The sequence below is a fragment of the Microbulbifer mixtoriginis (SeqCode) genome, from assembly GCF_052466715.1.
On sequence record NZ_CP174288.1, the window covers coordinates 4,237,047 to 4,252,480 of the forward strand.

Annotated in this window: 13 protein-coding genes; all 13 read right to left on the reverse strand. The window is 56.7% G+C overall.

Features of this window, described 5'->3' with window-relative positions; genetic code table 11:
* Position 1 precedes the first annotated feature (1 nt).
* Entirely contained in the window at positions 2-1,222 is a 1,221-nt protein-coding gene (locus ACJJH9_RS18745; RefSeq protein ID WP_444923658.1) for a lytic murein transglycosylase, read from the reverse strand.
* Between the two features lie 170 nt (positions 1,223-1,392).
* Entirely contained in the window at positions 1,393-2,046 is a 654-nt protein-coding gene (gene trhA, locus ACJJH9_RS18750; RefSeq protein ID WP_444923659.1) for a PAQR family membrane homeostasis protein TrhA, read from the reverse strand.
* A gap of 142 nt (positions 2,047-2,188) precedes the next feature.
* Positions 2,189-3,511, reverse strand: a complete 1,323-nt coding sequence (locus ACJJH9_RS18755; protein ID WP_252084210.1) for an adenylosuccinate synthase — start codon at positions 3,509-3,511, stop codon at positions 2,189-2,191.
* 127 nt (positions 3,512-3,638) lie between these two features.
* Positions 3,639-4,832 carry an ATP phosphoribosyltransferase regulatory subunit gene (locus ACJJH9_RS18760; protein WP_444923660.1) on the reverse strand — a complete coding sequence of 398 codons (1,194 nt, stop codon included), beginning with the start codon at positions 4,830-4,832 and terminating at the stop codon, positions 3,639-3,641.
* Positions 4,833-5,020: 188 nt separating this feature from the next.
* Positions 5,021-5,893, reverse strand: a complete 873-nt coding sequence (gene hflC / locus ACJJH9_RS18765; protein WP_252084208.1) for a protease modulator HflC — start codon at positions 5,891-5,893, stop codon at positions 5,021-5,023.
* Positions 5,894-5,904: 11 nt separating this feature from the next.
* Entirely contained in the window at positions 5,905-7,047 is a 1,143-nt protein-coding gene (gene hflK, locus ACJJH9_RS18770; RefSeq protein WP_444908521.1) for an FtsH protease activity modulator HflK, read from the reverse strand.
* A gap of 145 nt (positions 7,048-7,192) precedes the next feature.
* Positions 7,193-8,524, reverse strand: a complete 1,332-nt coding sequence (hflX, locus tag ACJJH9_RS18775; protein ID WP_444923661.1) for a ribosome rescue GTPase HflX — start codon at positions 8,522-8,524, stop codon at positions 7,193-7,195.
* A gap of 136 nt (positions 8,525-8,660) precedes the next feature.
* Positions 8,661-8,945 (reverse strand): RNA chaperone Hfq, encoded by a 285-nt coding sequence (gene hfq / locus ACJJH9_RS18780; protein ID WP_020413623.1) that lies wholly within the window; start codon positions 8,943-8,945, stop codon positions 8,661-8,663.
* A 191-nt stretch (positions 8,946-9,136) separates the two neighbouring features.
* The gene (gene miaA / locus ACJJH9_RS18785) at positions 9,137-10,060 is read right to left on the reverse strand and encodes a tRNA (adenosine(37)-N6)-dimethylallyltransferase MiaA (RefSeq protein ID WP_444925236.1); all 924 of its coding nucleotides are present in this window, start codon (positions 10,058-10,060) and stop codon (positions 9,137-9,139) included.
* Between the two features lie 70 nt (positions 10,061-10,130).
* Positions 10,131-12,026, reverse strand: coding sequence for a DNA mismatch repair endonuclease MutL (gene mutL, locus ACJJH9_RS18790; RefSeq protein WP_444923662.1), 1,896 nt, complete (start codon positions 12,024-12,026; stop codon positions 10,131-10,133).
* Between the two features lie 54 nt (positions 12,027-12,080).
* The gene (locus ACJJH9_RS18795) at positions 12,081-13,391 is read right to left on the reverse strand and encodes an N-acetylmuramoyl-L-alanine amidase (protein ID WP_444923663.1); all 1,311 of its coding nucleotides are present in this window, start codon (positions 13,389-13,391) and stop codon (positions 12,081-12,083) included.
* Between the two features lie 56 nt (positions 13,392-13,447).
* Complete coding sequence (gene tsaE / locus ACJJH9_RS18800; protein ID WP_444903657.1) at positions 13,448-13,936, reverse strand: tRNA (adenosine(37)-N6)-threonylcarbamoyltransferase complex ATPase subunit type 1 TsaE; 489 nt, start codon at positions 13,934-13,936, stop codon at positions 13,448-13,450.
* Positions 13,937-13,938: 2 nt separating this feature from the next.
* On the reverse strand, positions 13,939-15,420 hold the full coding sequence (locus ACJJH9_RS18805; protein ID WP_444923664.1) for an NAD(P)H-hydrate dehydratase: 1,482 nt from the start codon (positions 15,418-15,420) through the stop codon (positions 13,939-13,941).
* Positions 15,421-15,434: the final 14 nt, after the last annotated feature.

Here is a 15,434-nt window from a genome sequence, read left to right on the forward strand (position 1 = left end):
CCTACTGTTTCTGAAGCAACTCCAATACCTCTTTACTGGGAAAGCCCTTCTCCTCCACACCGGCGCTCTTCTCGAAAGCCTTTATCGCTTTTCGGGTTCCCGGACCAGCTTTACCATCAATCTCACCACTGTAGAAACCCTTCTGCTTCAGCAGTTTTTGCAACTGTTCAACTTGACTGCCGTCGAGGGGAGTAAATGGGCGGTTCCAGTCTTTCACCAGCGGCGCGCCGCCGCCAATACGATCCGAAAGTAAACCAATGGCTATAGCATAACGATCGGAGTTGTTATAACGCTTGAGTACAAAGAAATTCTTAAATACTAGAAAAGCCGGACCATTGCGCCCATCAGGCAGCTTCAGCTCCGCCACCGCTTTCTTACTCGGAAAGGGCTCACCATTGGCGCGCTTGACTCCAAGCTTCTCCCACTCCGCAACTGTCAATTTGCCGCCCGGCATTTTCTTGGCGGGAATGGTGACCTCATAGCCCCAGGGCTTACCTTTCTGCCAGCCATTACTGGAAAGTAAATTGGCAGCGGTAGCCAGTGCATCCGGCACCGAATTCCAGATATCACGCTTGCCGTCACCGTCGATGTCTACAGCATAAGCTTGGTAGCTGGTGGGGATAAACTGCGTGTGCCCCATAGCTCCTGCCCAAGATCCAAGCAGGTGTTGACCTTCAACATCACCGGCCTGCAGGATTTTCAGTGCCGCCAACAACTGCTGCCGACCAAACTTCTTGCGCTGGGGATCTGCATAGGCCAGGGTCGCGAGAGAGCGGATTACACTGCGCATTACCGTCTCATTGCCAAGAATGCCTCCGAAGCTCGATTCCACCGACCAGATTGCCAGTAGGATATTGGGGTCCACACCGAAGCGCTTCTCGATTTTATCGAGCCAGGGCTGCATCTTCTCTTTTTCCCGCTTGCCCCGCTCGATAGCGCGCTTTTGCACACGGTTGTCGAAGTACTGCCACACCGGCGCCTTGAATTCCGGCTGGTAACTGGCTCTATCCAGCACCCATTGGTCAGGAGAGGTAATGCCTTTAAAGGCCTGGTCGTAAACCTGGGGGGAAATCCCATTCTTAACGGCCGTTTGGCGGAACTCCTTTACCCACTTTTCAAAAGCCGGGTCCGGCTTATCGGCAGCCTGAGCCTGTAGAGTGAATAACGTCAAACAGAGGGTAAGAACATAGAGCAGTGCGGGGAACCGTTGCAATCTGGGCATGGGAGTACCTTTGACACGACATTTCGCTCGCACAAGGTTAGAACGAGCCTCTCTCTTCCGGAAGGCGGATTTCTCCAATGGTGTCATCCGCTTGATCCGTCATTAATGGGGACAGTGGAGTCGAAAGGAAGTTCTGGTGATGGCGAGGCCCTGTGACCAGGGCCACAAAATCAGGGAATGACGTAAAAGAGTACGGCGAAGAAATGCAAAATACCGCCAGCCAGCACAAATAGGTGCCAAATAGCGTGGTGAAAACGCAGGCTGCGCCACAAATAAAAGGCAATACCGCCGGTATAACAGAGCCCCCCTAGCACCAACAGCCATAGACCACCGGTCTCAAGACTATTCGCCAGGGGCTTGATTGCAGCGATAACCACCCAGCCCATCAAGGCGCTGAGCGTAATCGACAGTGCACGGATCTTTTTCAAGGGAGTGAACTGGATAATCAGGCCCAGCAGTGCCAAGCCCCAGATAATGCCAAACAACCACCAGCCCCAGGGCCCGCGTAGGGTCACTAGAGTAAAGGGTGTATAGGTGCCGGCAATTAGCAGAAAAATTGAGGAGTGATCCAGAGTTCGCAATATCGCCTTGGCGCCTATATGGCTGACGGCGTGATAAAGAGTCGAGGCGAGGAAACAAAGAATCAGGGTGGAGGCATAGACACTGGAGCTGACGATATGCCAGGCATCCCCACGCAGTGCGGCGAAACCAGTGAGAACACCCAAACCAGCAATAGCCAGAACGGCTCCGATACCGTGGGTTACGCTATTGGCAATCTCTTCAGCAAAGCTATAGCGGCTGGCAACGGAAACGGAAAAGGTCATAAATTGGCCCGATTGAATTCTGGTAGCGAGTGGCTTCAAAACCACTCGACCGATAACTTGAATCAGGTCTAATGATCAAAGGCCTTACTAAAAATAGCAAGGCCAGGGTTTGACCGTAGATTCACAAGCAGGCTTTAGAGGCTTATACGCTCGCGTTATGGATTCCCATTTCACAAAGAGCGGAAGAGGCGCGAACGATCGTCTCGTTGCGGTCGGGACCTGTAGAAACAATATCTACCGGCGCACCCACCAGCTCTTCGATACGGGCGATATAAGCCTTGGCATTGGCCGGCAGGTCCGCCTCACGACGCACCCCGAAGGTATTCTCTGTCCAGCCAGGCATGCTTTCGTATACAGGCTCTACCCCTTCCCAACCGGCAGCGTCGAAAGGTACTGGTACTTCTTCTCCGGCACTGTTGCGGTAACCGACACAGATCTTCACTTCCTCGAGACCATCAAGCACATCCAGCTTGGTCAGACACAAGCCGGAGATACTGTTAATACGAATAGCATGACGTACGGCAACGGCATCGAACCAGCCGGTGCGACGCTGGCGCCCGGTAGTAGCACCAAATTCATGCCCCTTCTCACCCAGGTGACGCCCTACTTCACAGTCGAGTTCGGTGGGGAAAGGGCCACTACCAACGCGGGTGGTGTAGGCCTTGGTGATACCCAGTACGTAATCCAGGTAGAGGGGGCCAAAACCAGAACCAGTGGCGGTGCCGCCAGCAGTGGTATTGGAGGAGGTCACAAACGGATAGGTACCGTGGTCAATATCCAGCAGGGAACCCTGGGCCCCCTCGAATAGGATGTGCTCACCCTGTTCGCGGGCCTTATGCAGCTGGTCGGCCACATCAATGATCATCGGCACCAGTTGCTCACGCCAGATCTTAGCCTGCTCGAGAGTGTCCTCGTAGCTCACCGGATCGACTTTGTAGTATTCGGTCAGGGCAAAATTGTGGTAGTCAATCAGCTCCTTGAGCTGATTGCAGAAGTTCTCCCAGTTACACAGGTCGCCGAGGCGCAGACCGCGGCGGGCAACTTTGTCTTCATAGGCGGGACCGATACCGCGACCGGTGGTACCGATTGCTTTGGCACCGCGCGCCTTTTCACGGGCCTGATCCAGTGCCACATGCACCGGCAGAATCAGAGGACAGGCCGGGGACAGGCGCAAGCGCTTGCGCACTGGAACACCGCGCTCTTCCAACTCAGACATTTCCTTGAGTAATGCTTCCGGTGACAGCACCACACCGTTGCCGATCAGGCAGGTTACGCTGGGGCGCAGGATACCGGAGGGGATCAGGTGCAGTACGGTTTTCTCACCGTCGATCACCAGGGTATGGCCGGCGTTATGTCCGCCCTGAAAGCGCACCACCAGGGAGACCTGTTCTGTCAGCAAATCGACAATTTTACCCTTGCCTTCATCGCCCCACTGGGTACCCAGCACTACTACATTCTTGCCCATCTGTATCAATCTCTAACTCAGGTTTCGTTCTGCAGGAGGCCGAGAGGCCCCTACATCAATGAATCTTGCGGGGTTCACCGCACCAATATAGGCACATTATTGGCACATCCGCTGCGCCCGCCTTTGTTCAATCCCGGGACTTAACCACCCAGGAGTCGCCCTCGAATACCAGCTCGCGATCACAGCGCGAATGAAGATCGCTCTCTGCACTATCGGAAAGAGTGGCAATGACCACCTCTCCCCGCTCGCGCAGCTCATCAATTGCGCGCCACAGCCCGGCGCTCTGGGGACCACTTACCTCCGGCGCGAGTATGGCGCCCTCAGCGGGTATCGCGCTGGTACCCAGCGTGTTGAGAGCCACTAAATCACTACTAAAGCCCGTTGCCGGGCGGTCCCGGCCAAATACTGCACCGATACCGTTGTAGCGGCCACCATTGGCGAGTGCCTGCCCGTGGCCCGGTGTGTAAGCGGCGAATACCAAGCCGGTTTCATAGTCGTATCCACGCACTTCACTCAAATCGAAGAACAGGGTCACCGCCGGGTAGCGCTGCCCCAGAGCCTCGGCGACCTGCTGCAGATCAGACAAAGCATCCAACAGAGCCTGCGGCGCTCCCGCCAACTGAGTGGCGGCTCGTTCCAGGCAGTCGAGCCCGCCGGCAAGACTGGGGAGAGCTTGCAGCCAGCCCGATACCTGTGAATCACTAATATTCTCAGACACCCAGCTGTAAACATCGGCACTGGCCTTGTTCTGCAGCAGCGCGGAAAGTTCTTCACGCTCACTGTCACCGAGCCCGGCTGCCTCGGCGAGACTTCGGTAAATCGCTACGTGGCCGAGGTCCAAATAAATATCTTCTACCCCGGCAACCTGCAGGCTCTCCAGCATCAGGGAGATCACTTCGATATCTCCGCTGAGGCTGTCCACGCCAAACAATTCCGCACCTATCTGGATCGGCGCACGCGAGCCCATCGCGGTACGTGGCCGGGTGTGCAGGACCTGGCCCGCGTAGCACAGGCGGTTAGCCCCCGCACGAGGAAAACTATGCGCATCGATACGCGCTGTCTGCGGGGTAATATCGGCGCGAATACCGAGTGTGCGGCCGGAAATCTGGTCTGTGACCTTGAAGGTGCTCAGGTCGAGATCACGCCCCATACCAACCAGCAGGGACTCGGTGAATTCCAACATTGGCGGTATCACCAACTCGTACCCCCAGCAATGGTAGAGGTCCAACAGTCGGCGGCGCAGGGTTTCAACTTGAACAGCTCCCGCGGGCAAAATCTCCGCGATGCCATCCGGCAGCATCCAACGATCGGCTTGAGTCATGGTGAAACGGACTTTTCAGAGTTAATGAGGCGCGTCGGCTTCCACAAAAAAACCGGGCGAGGCCCGGTTTGCGTGATTTTAGCACCAACTGCCAGCAGGAAGGTAGGGCTGTCGCAAGGACAGCCACGACCTCGGGCAAACAGCTGGGGGTTAGGGATAATCCGCTGCCATTTGCCCCGCAAGTTGGTTTATTGCCCTTTAGGGTCCTTCAGATAGCGGAAAAACTCACTATCCGGATCCACCAGCAACATATCGGATTTGCTGCGGAAGGATTCCCTATAGGCCTGCAGGCTGCGCGTGAAGCGGTAGAACTCGGGGTTCTTGGTATAGGCTGCAGCATAAATTGATGCCGCCTCCGCATCGCCAGCACCACGCAGTTCTTCGGCCTGGCGGTAAGCCTCGGACTCAATCACCACCTTTTGGCGATCGGCATTGGCTTTGATCCGCTCACTGGCCTCCTGCCCTTTGGCGCGGTGATCCCTTGCCTCCAGCTCACGGCCTGCACGCATACGCTGGAACACGGACTCGGAGACTTCTGGTGGCAGGTCGATGCGCTTGACACGCACATCGATCACCTCCACACCCAAGTCGCCCTGAGCAACCTTATTCAGGTTTTTGGTAATCTCCGCCATCAGCTCATCGCGCTCACCACTGACTACCTCATGCAGGTCACGCACACCGAACTGGTTACGCAGCTGATCGTTGATCCGCTCAGACAGTAGACGCACCGCATTGCGCTCATCGCCACGGGTGGCGATGTAGAACTTACTCACATCCGAGATACGGTATTTAGCGTACGAGTCCACCATCATGAACTTGTTTTCGCTATTGAGCATACGTACCGGGCTTGAATCCACAGTTTGGATACGAGCATCAAACTTGCGCAGCTTCTCCGCAAACGGAATCTTGAAGTAGAGACCCGGCTCGGTATAGGTGCGCACCAGCTCACCAAAGCGCAGCAACACGGCCTTTTCCGTTTCCTTCACCACGAAGGCGCTGGAGGAAACCAACAGGACGACAAGCAGCAGTGCAACAATAATTCCCAAAGATTTGTTGTTCATTCCATCACCTCCTAGCGAACAGTCTGGCTGCGGCGGCTGCTGGCGGCATCCTGGCGCAGGCGCTCGACGATACGCTGGTAGACCTCTTCGATTACGATCGGGGAGGTGTCTTTACGTTGGACAGCCTGGGATGTGCTCTCCTGCGTCAGCTTATCCAGCGGTAGGTACATCATGTTGTTGCCACCCTCGACATCAACCATCACCTTGGAGGTGTTAGACATCACATCCTGCACCGCATCCAGGTATAGGCGTTCGCGGGTCACTTCTGGCGCGCGCTCGTATTCGGACAGCAGTTTCTCGAAGCGCACCGCCTCACCGCGGGCACTCTCTACAACGCGTGCCTTGTAGCCCTCGGCCTCTTCGATAATTCGCTGTGCCTGACCGCGGGCAACCGGAATCACTTGGTTGGCGTAGGCCTGGGCTTCATTTTGCAGACGCACCTCATCCTCGCGAGCCTTGGTTACATCGTCAAAGGCATCCTGCACTTCGCGGGGCGCCTTGGCGTCAGTCAAGTTCACCACATCGATACGGATACCCGTTTGGTACAAATCCAGGTACTCCTGCAGGCGCTGTTGGGTGTCGGTGGATACCTGGGTCCGGTTTTGCGAAATCACACCGTTCAGAGTGAGAGAGCCCACTACGTGGCGCAAGGCACTGTCAGTGGCCTCCTGTAGACTCTTCACCGGCTCGCGTACACGCAGTACAAAAGACTCCGCATCACTTACCTGCCATTGCACGGTCAATACCACTTCAACGATATTGGCATCTTCGGTCAGCATCTGTCCGGTGGTGCGCTCGGTACGCACCTCAGTCATATTGACCTTGGTTACACTGTCGATCAGCGGTGGATTCCAGTGCAGGCCGGCCGATTCGGTCGAGTGGTATTTACCAAGGCGCAATACCACCGCCTGTTCGTTGGCGTTGACCTGATAAATACCAAGCCCTGCATAAATCAATACGGCAACAACAATCACCAGCATCCAGGGAAAGTTGCCCGTTCCAGTACTGGGACTGCCACCAAACAACCCACCGAGTTTCTGCTGGACTTTGCGGAACAGTTCGTCGAGATCCGGTGGGCCATCGTTATTGCGGTTACCACCGCCGCCACCCCAAGGGTCTTTGCCGTTGTTACCACCCGGTTCATTCCAGGCCATCTAAATTACTCCAACTCTGATCATTTAAGCTTTGACTCCGGCGGATTCTAGCATTCCCCGCCGGCAAAATATTGCCGCCAGACCTCTGCTGAAGGCAAGTTTGTCGCAATTGGGGCCGCATCGGCCACACGAAAATGTGCTGGCGCTAGTGTTCTTGCTCCTCATTATCATCGGGAAGTGCCTCTTTTGGCAGCCACTCCGGCTCTTCACCACCATCTGTAAATGGGGCCAGTAAACGCTGGAAATCACTGCGCGGAAGCAATAACTGCAATTCGCAATCGCCATTATCCCGATAGTGTTCGCTCTGCACCGCGTTAATCTGGTAGAGCTGTGCGCGCAGGCGGGATTGCTGCGGTTTTACCACCAGCAGCCCCTGTACCATCTGCTCTCCCAGGCGCTCTGCAATCGCCTCCACCAGCAGGTCACAACCAGCACCGGTCACCGCAGAGAGCCAGACCGCACGCGGTACTCCCTCTTCATCACGGTCAATGCGGGGCTCACTGTCGGCGAGCAGGTCGATTTTGTTGTACACCAGCAGCTGCGGGATATCCGCAGCACCAATTTCTTCCAGTACGGTCTGAACCTCTTCCATCAGGTGCAGACGATCTTCCGCGGCGGCATCCACCACATGTAGAAGCAGCGTTGCCTGCGCAGCCTCTTCCAGGGTCGCGCGGAACGCCTCCACCAGTTTGTGTGGCAGGTGCGAAACAAAACCTACCGTATCAGCAAGGATCATGGCGCCGACATTGGGTAATTCAACCCTTCGCATAGTAGGGTCTAGGGTTGCAAACAGTTGATCGCGCACATACACGTCGGCATCAGTGAGCCTGTTAAACAGAGTCGACTTGCCGGCGTTCGTGTAACCCACCAGGGAAACCGTAGCCACTTCGGCACGGGAGCGCGCACGCCGGCCCTGCTCTCGCTGGCGGCGAACTTTTTCCAGGCGCTTCTCAATGGAATCGATACGCGCACGCAATAAACGCCGATCCGTTTCCAGCTGGGTCTCGCCCGGTCCGCGTAAACCGATACCGCCTTTCTGCCGTTCCAGATGGGTCCATCCTCGCACCAGGCGGGTGGTCATATGGCGCAATTGCGCCAGCTCCACCTGCAACTTTCCTTCATGGGTGCGCGCACGCTGGGCGAAGATATCCAGAATCAGGCCGGTGCGATCCAGCACCCGGCACTTGAGTTCACGCTCAATATTGCGCTCTTGGCTGGGTGAGAGGGTGTGATCAAAGATCACCAGCTCGGCACCCTGCTCTTTCACTTTCTGGCGAATCTCTTCCAGCTTACCTCGACCAACAAAGGTTTTAGGGTCTGGTGTGGCACGTTGTCCAAAAATAAAACTGACCGGATCGGCTCCGGCAGAGAGGGCCAGCTCCTCAAATTCGCGAGGATCATCGGGGCTGTCTATAGCGGAGAGTTCAAGGTGTACCAGTACTGCCAGTTCACCAGATTCCGGTCGATCGAAAAACAATGGGAAATCTCTATATGAGGAAATGGGCGCCTATCTGACTCCCTAGATTGAAATGGCAGCCGCAAGTCCAACTCCGGATTCACTCGGCTGCTTGCGCCCCGGTAACGGGGCGCGAGTCTCGTTAAGCGCAACTCAATCAGCTGAAAGATTCGCGCTCACCGCCTTCACCATTGCCCTCGCCGCCATGCTGTGCGGCTGGGTTCAACAGGGGAACGCGCACTGCGCGGGACGGTACAACAGTGGAAATAGCGTGCTTGTAAACCATTTGGCTGACGGTATTTTTCAGCAACACCACAAACTGGTCGAAAGATTCAATTTGCCCTTGGAGCTTGATGCCGTTTACCAGATAGATAGAAACCGGGATACGCTCTTTGCGCAATACGTTGAGGTAAGGGTCTTGTAAGCTATGCCCTTTTGACATCTTTTTTCTCCTTGTCAAAAAGCTGAATGCGGTATGCAGGCCGCAATCGTATCCGCGAAGTGCGCGGATCAAAAAACGACTGAGGTCGAATACGCGTAATAAGTAGTGTAGTTGCGAGCCGGAAAAGGCCGACCCTGTGAAAACTGACTGACTGAGCTTGTCGTTTTATAGCCCAACCACGTTATGGATGCTCAAGCGAGAAATTTCAAGGCTTCGGCCAATATTTCATCATTCTCGCGCACCCTGCCCTCGCTGTCCTGAGTGTACAAAATTTCCAACTCGGGCCAGCGCCGCAACCACGTCAGCTGTCGCTTGGCCAACTGGCGGGTGGCGGCAATTCCCGCAGCAACCATCTCATCATAATCGCAGTGCCCTTCCAGATACTGCCACACTTGACGATAGCCCACCGCACGAATCGCCGGTAGATCCTCATGCAGATCGCCGCAATCAAATAAACCGCGCACTTCCTGCACAAACCCAGCTTCGAGCATCCGCTTAAAGCGCAGTTCGATACGCCGATGTAACAGCGATCTGTCACGGGGCATAATCGCCAACTGAGTCAAGTGGTAGCGTTCATGTACCCCGCCACCAGATTGTTCTCGACGCAACTGGGAAAGAGGCACACCGGTGATCCGATAAACCTCCAGCCCCCGCTCTATACGTACCGAGTGATTAGGATGCAGTTCCGCCGCTAATTGCGGATCGACTTGTGCGAGTTCCGCATGTAGTGCCGGCCAGCCTTCACGTTCGGCACGCGCTTCAATCTCGGCGCGTAGCTTCAGGTCGGCCTCTGGCAACTTTGCCATTCCTTCCAGGAGAGCACGGAAATACAACATAGTTCCGCCAACCAGTAAAGGGATCTTACCGGTTGCGCTGATTTCGTCCATAGCTTCGAGGGCATCTTTGCGAAATCGACCGGCGGAATAGGACTCGCAGGGATCACAGATATCGATCAAGCGATGGGGGTAGCGGGCCAGCTCCTCCGCGTTGGGCTTGGCCGAGCCCACGTCGAGACCCCGATAAACGAGAGCCGAATCCACACTAATTAATTCCACCGGCAGGCGATCGGCCAAAGCCATGGCCAAATCCGTCTTGCCCGATGCCGTGGGACCCATCAAAAAAATTGCGCGGGGTTTATCGTCCAGAGTGCGCTCGCTCAAATCACCACCTACTTCCAAAACGCGATTATTGACCGCGCATAAACCACTTATCCATATCCGCCAGTTTAACCTGGGTCCAGGTCGGACGGCCGTGATTGCACTGGCCGCTGCGCTCAGTGCGTTCCATATCCCGCAGCAGCGCGTTCATTTCCGGAATCGTCAAGCGGCGGTTGGCACGTACAGAACCGTGACAGGCCATGGTGGCGAGCACTTCGTTGATTTGCTCGCCTATACGCTCGCTGTCACCCTGCCCAAGTAAATCTGACAACACATCGCGCACCAGTTGCTCCACCTGAGCACCGTGCAACATGGTCGGCACCTGCCGTACTAGTAAAGTTTCCGGGCCTGCGCGCTGTAGCACGAAACCGAGAGCCGTAAACACTTCGCTGCGCTCCTCGAAGCAATCCGCCTCGCGCTGGCTGACCGCCAGGCTCACTGGTACCAGCAATGGCTGTGCCTGAATACCGCCCGCAGCATGGGCCACTTTCATCTGTTCATAGACAATACGCTCGTGGGCGGCATGCATGTCCACCACGATCATGCCCTGCTCGTTCTGCGCGAGGATATATATGCCATGCAGCTGAGCGATGGCAAAACCCAACGGCGGAACATCTTCTCCATTAGCACTTTCGTTAATCGTGGGTGCCTGCGCAGCCATTGGTGCAACAGGAGCGCCAGCCGGAGGCGCATCTGGAGAGGGTACCGCAGGCTCTGCAACAGCCGCCGGCTCCCGATAGGGTTGATGCAAGGCACCGTAGGCATTCATTTGCTGCTGTAAGCTCGCCGGTGAGGGGCGATTGGAGAGCGGCATTTTTTGTTGGCCGGAAAACTCTCCTGCCTGAATACCACTGACTCTTTCAGCAGCACCATTTTCTTGCCCATCAGCCTCTTCAGCTTGCTCATCTTTCTGCCCAGGGCGCACATCCGCCAGAGCCCGATGCAAACTGCCAAACAAAAAGTCGTGTACCAAGCGACCATCGCGGAAACGCACCTCGTGCTTGGTCGGGTGTACATTTACATCCACCGATGCCGGGTCCAGCTCCAGATAGAGCACAAACGCCGGATGGCGGCCGTGATAGAGCACATCCGCAAAAGCACGGCGCACCGCGTGACTCACCACCTTATCGCGGATAGCACGCCCATTGACGTAGAAGAATTGCAGATCGGCCTGGGAGCGGGAAAAAGCCGGTTCGGCCACCCAACCCCATAGGCGCAAACCACTGCGCTCCACATCAATATGCAGGGCGTTCTGCATAAACGCTGGACCGCATACCTGCGCCACGCGGCGCTCCATCTCCACACGGCCGTTGCCGGCGCGCAGATTGTGCACGCCCTTGCCGTTGTGGCGCAGAGTGATAGACACATCGAAGCGGGACAGCGCGAGGCGCTTGATGGTGTCATCGATACGGTTAAATTCAGTCTTCTCGGTGCGCAGAAACTTACGCCTCGCCGGCGTATTGAAAAATAGATCACGCACATCCACGGTGGTGCCGCGGGGGTGGGCCGCTGGGGCCAGCTGCGCCTGCATATCACGGCCCTCGGCACTCACTTGCCAGCCCTTGCCGCTCTCATCGCGGCTACTGATCAGATTCAATCGCGCGACAGAGGAAATACTGGCCAGGGCCTCACCACGGAAACCCAGGGTGGCCACCGCTTCCAGATCTTCCAGCACATGGATTTTCGATGTGGCATGACGCGCCAACGCCATGGGCAAATCCTCTTTCTCGATACCCTTACCGTTATCCCGCACTTTCATGCGCTTGATACCGCCATTATCGATATCCACTTCCAGCCGCGTGGCGCCAGCATCCAAACTGTTTTCCAGCAGCTCCTTGATTACAGAGGCGGGGCGTTCGACCACCTCACCGGCAGCGATCTGGTTGGCGAGACGCGGAGATAATTGCTGGATACGTTCGTGCATAACTCTGTCTTGTTAACGCTAATTTGAAGGGCCGATAAGGCGGTAACTTTGCGGCTAACCCGAGGGGATACTCAGAGTCTGCCCCACGCGGATCACTGAGTTTTTAATACCGTTGGCTTTCTTCAGGGAGGCCACGGAAATCCGGTAACGCGCGGCAATTCCGGACAGTGTCTCGCCGCGGCTAATCACATGGCGACGCGACTTGGCAGGCTTATTGGTTGCCAACCAGGTACCCGCCGGAGGGTTAGCGCGGAAGTAAGCCACTATACCCTCACTGAGCTTTTCTGCCATACGCTGCTGAAACTTGGGATCACTCAATCGCCGTGACTCGTAGGGGTTAGTGATAAAGCCTGTTTCCACCAAAATTGAGGGTACATCCGGGTTGCGCAACTCCGAAAAATTCGCCTGTTCCACTTTCTTTTTGTGCAAGTGTGTAAAGCTGGCCAGTGAATTCAGTACACTGGCGCCAATATCCAGGCTGGCATTCATGGTGGCGGTCATCGACAAATCCAGTAATACCCCAGCCAGGGTGTCATCCTTGTCATCCAGGCTCAAGTCACCGGCACCGCCTATCAGATCGGATTCATTTTCCCGCTGGGCCAGGAAACGTGCAGTCTCACTGGTAGCGCCACGCGAGGAAACGGCATAGACACCGGCACCACGGGCCTCCTTGCGGGTAAAGGCATCGGCGTGAATCGAAATGTACAGATCCGCGCGCATTTTGCGCCCCTTCTTCACCCTCTGGCGCAGGGGAATAAAGTAATCACCGGTTCTGACCAATTTCGCGCTGAAACCCCGCTCGCGATCGAGTTCTTTGTGTAGTTTTCGCGCAATAGCCAGCACCACATCCTTCTCGCGCAGACCTCTGGGACCCAGTGCACCCGGGTCCTCACCGCCGTGACCAGCATTCACGGCAATAACGATGTCGCGTTCAGTGCTTACCTGCTGCAGGGTCTTCTCTTGATTTTCCACTTTGTCGTAAAGATCAAGCACCAGGCGATCCGGCAGTACTTCATGACGGCGCAGGGAAAAACTGCGCGGATTGATCTGCTGCTTCAGATCGAGGACAACGCGCAGGTCTTTCTTGTTGTGGCGGGCGTGGCGCACTTGGGCGATGGGTGTACCCTTCAGGTCCAGAGTATCTAACTGCGCCTTTAACTGAGTATCGGCAATATCCACCACAACACGGTGCGGCCCGCTCAAGGTGAACAACTTGTGCTCCGCCGGGCCGCTCAAGTCGAAGACCAGGCGCGTGTGGTCCGGCGCCCGCCACAGGCGCACGCCCTCCACTTCAGCCGCCATCAGCGGCAGTGCAATTACCAGCCCAGTTACCAGGGCCACCAGCGAGCGCCACATCCTACTCATTACTTCCCAACCCTTTCACTTATTGTTTTTACACATCCCTGAATCCAGGCCAATTGCTATTTATTTAGCATCTTTGCCAGGGTATCGAGTACCGCTTCTCCCTGTTTGGAGTGGGTATTCAACAGCAGCTGGCGGCCGCTGTCCGGCACTTGCAGAGTCAATTCCAAGTCCGGTTCGGGCAAAACGCCAGCGCCGCGTTCCGGCCATTCCACCAGGCTCAGGCTATGCGTGGCGAAGTAGTCCCGCACCCCCATAAACTCCAATTCTTCGGCATCTCCCAGGCGATATAGGTCGAAGTGATATACCCGCTGGGGTCCAAGTTCGTAGGGCTCAACCAGGGTGTAAGTGGGGCTCTTCACCGCACCCTGATGCCCAAAGGCTCTAAGCACACCGCGACAAAAGGTGGTCTTGCCGGCACCCAGTTGGCCATTCAGGTACAGAGTGAGCCCCCGCTGTAGACCACTGGCCAGGCAGGCGCGGCCCAGCGCTTCGCCGCCTGCCACCGTTGCCTCTTCGTCCGCTAAATGCAATTTCAGTTCACTCACTATCAGTCCACCAACCGTCGAATCCAGGGCAATAAATCTGTGGCCAGTAAGCCGCGCTGACCACCCTCCGCGGCGCGGTTACCCGCTTCGCCATGCAGCCAAACTGCCAGGCGCGCCGCATCTACCAAAGGCAGGTGCTGACCGATCAAGGCCGCCACTATTCCGGTGAGCAGGTCCCCCATGCCTCCCGAGGCCATACCCGGATTACCGCTGTTGATCAGATCGACACCGCCTTCGTGGGCAATCAGGGTGCCGGCGCCTTTTAGTATCACCACACCACTGAATTTCTGCTGAACTGCCACCGCCGCCGCGCGGGGATCTGCCAGTACCTCAGCGGTATCGCAGCCGAGCAGGCGCGCCGCCTCGCCGACATGGGGCGTTAGCACCCAATCATCGCGTTTTACACCTGCGAGTACCCGCCCGGCGGCGAGGATATTCAGTGCATCCGCATCCACCACCAACGGCACCTGAGCGCGGCCGGCGCGGGCCAGCAGCTGTTCGCTCCAGGGAGAGCGGCCAAGACCCGGGCCCACTGCGATGACATCGGGCCCCTCTAAAAGTGGCTCCAGTTCCTGGCCAGAAATAACCGGATGGGCCATGACCTCTGGGCAGCGGGTCAAAGCGGCAGTTAAGTGTTCCGGGCGGGTTGCCAGGGAGATCAGACCGGCACCACTGCGTGCAGAGGACTGCGCCGCCATCAGCGCTGCGCCACCGAAACCGCTGTCGCCACCAACCACCAGAATATGGCCAAACATATTTTTGTAGCTGTCCGCAGCACGCGTGGGCAGGCGCCTCAGGCTGGAGCCCTCAAACCGTTGCGCCAGGGGCTCTACTGCTTGATAAACCGGTGCGGGGGCGCCGAGATCGGCAAAGATCACCTCGCCACAAAGCGCCGGGCCACGCCCACAGTAGAGGCCCAGCTTGCGACCGATAAAGGTCACGGTCATATCGGCCTGAACGGCCAGATCAGCGCTGCCACTATCGGCACTCAGGCCCGAAGGAATATCCACAGAAAAAACCGGACCGGGACTCTTGCGAATTCGCTCAATGACATGAGCAACATCCTGACGCAACTCACCGCTAAACCCTGTCCCCAGCAGTGCATCCACGACCAGGGTGTTACCATCGGCACTGTCCAGCTCGGTCAGGGAGGTCAGCACCTGAACGCCTTCGCGAACGGCGTAGGCATGGGCCTCGCGGGCATCGTCCTTCAAGAGTTCGGGGTCGCTACAGGCAAACACCGTCACCGGTATCTTCTTCTGCGCGGCCAGAGCCGCAATCACATAGCCATCACCGCCGTTGTTGCCACCGCCACAAAATACCTGGATGCGGCCGATATCCGTCCAGCGGGCGCGCAAATGGGTGAAAGCTGCGCGGGCCGCGCGCTTCATCAGCTGTATCGAAGGAATTTCCAGCGCGGCGATTGTTTGTCGGTCGAGTTCCCGTACCGATTCGGCACTGTACAAAGGTTGTGGCGTATCCATGCGGCTCCCGCAAT

What these genes read in the sequence shown, in the direction of transcription:
- ACJJH9_RS18745 (WP_444923658.1), bottom strand. Translation starts at nt 1,222, where the DNA reads ATGCCCAGATTGCAACGGTTCCCCGCACTGCTCTATGTTCTTACCCTC.
- trhA (WP_444923659.1), bottom strand. Translation starts at nt 2,046, where the DNA reads ATGACCTTTTCCGTTTCCGTTGCCAGCCGCTATAGCTTTGCTGAAGAG.
- ACJJH9_RS18755 (WP_252084210.1), bottom strand. Translation starts at nt 3,511, where the DNA reads ATGGGCAAGAATGTAGTAGTGCTGGGTACCCAGTGGGGCGATGAAGGC.
- ACJJH9_RS18760 (WP_444923660.1), bottom strand. Translation starts at nt 4,832, where the DNA reads ATGACTCAAGCCGATCGTTGGATGCTGCCGGATGGCATCGCGGAGATT.
- hflC (WP_252084208.1), bottom strand. Translation starts at nt 5,893, where the DNA reads ATGAACAACAAATCTTTGGGAATTATTGTTGCACTGCTGCTTGTCGTC.
- hflK (WP_444908521.1), bottom strand. Translation starts at nt 7,047, where the DNA reads ATGGCCTGGAATGAACCGGGTGGTAACAACGGCAAAGACCCTTGGGGT.
- hfq (WP_020413623.1), bottom strand. Translation starts at nt 8,945, where the DNA reads ATGTCAAAAGGGCATAGCTTACAAGACCCTTACCTCAACGTATTGCGC.
- miaA (WP_444925236.1), bottom strand. Translation starts at nt 10,060, where the DNA reads ATGGGTCCCACGGCATCGGGCAAGACGGATTTGGCCATGGCTTTGGCC.
- mutL (WP_444923662.1), bottom strand. Translation starts at nt 12,026, where the DNA reads ATGCACGAACGTATCCAGCAATTATCTCCGCGTCTCGCCAACCAGATC.
- ACJJH9_RS18795 (WP_444923663.1), bottom strand. Translation starts at nt 13,391, where the DNA reads ATGAGTAGGATGTGGCGCTCGCTGGTGGCCCTGGTAACTGGGCTGGTA.
- ACJJH9_RS18805 (WP_444923664.1), bottom strand. Translation starts at nt 15,420, where the DNA reads ATGGATACGCCACAACCTTTGTACAGTGCCGAATCGGTACGGGAACTC.